Source organism: bacterium, from assembly GCA_030018315.1.
Classification (GTDB): Bacteria; Hydrothermota; UBA3073; order JACQXS01; family JAGMCI01; genus JASEGA01.
Window position 1 is genome coordinate 1 of the sequence record JASEGA010000061.1, and the last position, 2,856, is coordinate 2,856.

3 protein-coding genes are annotated in these 2,856 nt (G+C 40.0%); all 3 read left to right on the plus strand.

Annotated features, from left to right (window positions below; genetic code table 11):
* Positions 1–362 precede the first annotated feature (362 nt).
* Genes QMD71_10000 through istB form a run of 3 tightly spaced genes read left to right on the plus strand, consistent with a single transcriptional unit; the run spans position 363 to position 2,748 of the window.
* Positions 363–554 (plus strand): hypothetical protein, encoded by a 192-nt coding sequence (locus QMD71_10000; protein ID MDI6841156.1) that lies wholly within the window; start codon positions 363–365, stop codon positions 552–554.
* Positions 532–1,974 (plus strand): IS21 family transposase, encoded by a 1,443-nt coding sequence (gene istA, locus QMD71_10005; GenBank protein ID MDI6841157.1) that lies wholly within the window; start codon positions 532–534, stop codon positions 1,972–1,974. The genes QMD71_10000 and istA overlap by 23 nt, the downstream gene beginning before the upstream one ends.
* Positions 1,975–2,748 carry an IS21-like element helper ATPase IstB gene (gene istB, locus QMD71_10010; protein ID MDI6841158.1) on the plus strand — a complete coding sequence of 258 codons (774 nt, stop codon included), beginning with the start codon at positions 1,975–1,977 and terminating at the stop codon, positions 2,746–2,748. It abuts the gene before it with no gap.
* Positions 2,749–2,856 lie beyond the last annotated feature (108 nt).

The window sequence follows — 2,856 nt, forward strand, 5'->3', positions numbered from 1 at the left end:
TTTTGTTTCACCGGGGACTTCTTTCCCAAAAAGACTTATTATCCTCTCCATTTTTTCAATATTAAAGGAATTTTTTGTCAGTGCAACCTAAAAATGGTTTTTCCAATCGCTTATCTACATTGGGTTGAGATGGTGTCCAAATTTAAAATTCAGTTAAAGGTGAGAATTTTTTGGAAAATAATGGGGAAAAGAGACCCCTTCTTCTAATTCAAAGAGAATTGCGGGGATAGAGGGATTTTTGTCAAATCTTAAGAGTTGCAACCTTCTGAATGAGCCTCACATTTTCCTACTTTTTCAGAATATTTTCCTCTGTCTCCCCATGTCATTTGCAAAGTAAAAGTCCCCCACTATTGCAAAGTAAAATGGGACCACCCGGTGTAGACAAGATGAAACTTTCCCTGTATAATGGTGCATCTAAGGGCACAGACCTCGTGACAGCCCGACCTGCCCAAGTAAGAATTAGGTCAGGAAAGCCTTACGAGGTAAGTGCTGCCCAGGAGGTGTGCCATGATAAAACCGGAGGTGTGTCTCATGATACGACACCTTTATCGTGAAGAGGGATGGAGTAAAAGGCAAATCGCAAGGGAACTCGGCATCGATAGAAAAACTGTCCGAAGATACCTGAAGAAGGATGGAATGCCCAACTACCACAGAAGAGCTAAATACCCCTCTATATTAGACTCCTACGATGAGTATATAAGGGGAAGACTCAAAAACTATCCCAAAATTACAGCCGAGAAGATATATCGGGAGCTTGCGGGTAAAGGATTTAAAGGTTCATACAGGATTGTCGCATACTGGGTCAGCAAGCTAAGAGAGAAAGAACCACACGCCTTCCTGCGATATGAGACAAAACCAGGTGAATATGCTCAGGTGGATTGGGGAGATTTTGGATACATAGATTACTACGGCAAAAAGAAGAAACTCTACTGCTTCTCAATAGTCCTTTGCTGGTCAATATCTCAATACATAGAATTCACTGTTTCTCAGGACCTGCAAACCCTTGAGAGATGCCATTTGCATGCATTTGAGTATTTTGGGGGTGTCCCGGAAAAGATTCTCTACGATAACATGAAGACAGTAGCTCTGTTTCATATAGATGACAAAGTCAAGTTTAATCTTGCTTTTATTGATTTTGCTGGTCATTTTGGCTTTCTTCCAAAGGTATGCGATGTGGACGCTCCACACCAGAAAGGGAAAGTAGAAAAATCTATTGGTTACATTCGCACAAGTTTCTTTATCGGAGAGGAATTCAGGGACCTTAATGAGTTAAATGAAAAAGCAAGGAGATGGATGGATAACATATGCAATACAAGAGTGCATGGAACGACTCATGAAATTCCGTTTGAAAGACTTAAAGAAGAAAGAAAATCTCTAAGACCTTTACCAGATAGAGATTACAGGATATGCAAAGTAGAATATAGGAATGTGGGTAAAGATTGCTATTTCCCTTTTGAGAACAATCAATATTCGGTTCCTCATAAGTATGCAGGGAAAAGAGTCACAGTGGAAGTTTATGAGCAAGAGATTAAAGTATATTATGAGACTGAACTTATAGCTACTCACAGAATTTGTCCACTTAGAGGAAGGCGGATAAAAGATGAATCACATTTTGAATCTCTTCCATACAAAAGAAGAAATGGAGTGAAGAAGTATGAGGATTTATTCGCTGGCTATGGCGAAGCAGGGAAAGAGTTTGTAAGAGGTGTGATAAGCTCAAGTCTCTCCAATCCTTATTATCACCTTTCACAAATAGCAAAGCTTTGTGAATTCTATTCAGGAGAGGCAATAAGATTCGCATTAGAGAGGGCAAATAGATACAGAGCGTATGAGGCGAAGACATTTAAGAATATACTCTCCCAGTATCCCAATGGAAAGGAAGGGGTGAATCTCAATCTTGTTGTGTGCAGCCAATGCACAGATGTAGAGGAGAGGCCACTTGAGTATTATGAAATGCTTTGCAGGGAGGGATAGATGGCTGATTTGAAATTACATAAGGTGCGCGGGAATTTAAAGGAACTCAAGCTAAGAAGGATGGACGAATTACTTCCGGATTATCTTCGTGAGGCCGAGAGGCAAGAGCTTGGGTTACTTGATGCGATGGATGGACTTACAACTGAGGAGCTTTGCGCAAAGCGAGAAAGAGCACTTAATCATAGATTAAAGAAAGCAAGATTTCCGTTTGTGAAGACAATTGAGGGGTTTGACTTTTCGTTTCAACCTTCTATTAGTAAGAGGCAGATTATGGAGCTTTCAAATCTCGGATTTGTGGAGAGAAAGGAGAATTTAGTTCTTCTTGGTCCGCCCGGAGTCGGGAAAACACATTTATCAATAGCTCTGGGTATTTTAGCGTGTAGAGCCGGTTATTCTACTATATTCTATACAGCGGATGAATTATTGCAGTGGCTTATTAGTTCTTTAGCTGATAATTCGCAGGGAGAGAAATTAAGGAGGCTTTCAAGGTTTCAGGTATTAATTATAGATGAGATAGGTTATTTGCCGCTTAACAAGGTGGCTGCAAATTTATTCTTTCAGCTTGTGTCTTGTCGTTATGAGAAGGCTTCTATAATACTCACATCTAACAAGTCGTTTAGCAGTTGGGGTGAGCTATTTTCTGATTCTGTGATAGCGACTGCGATTTTGGATAGGTTATTGCATCATGCGGTAGTGATTAATATAAAGGGTGAGAGTTACAGGTTAAAGGACAAGAGGAAGATTTTAGTTGACAAGGAAAGGAGCAATGGATAATTTAAAATGGTGGTCCCTTTTTACATTGCAAAAGTGGTCCCATTTTATCTTGCAATTGACAAAGCCAGAACACAAATAAAAATATGCGACTCTACTCTTTCGTCCTTG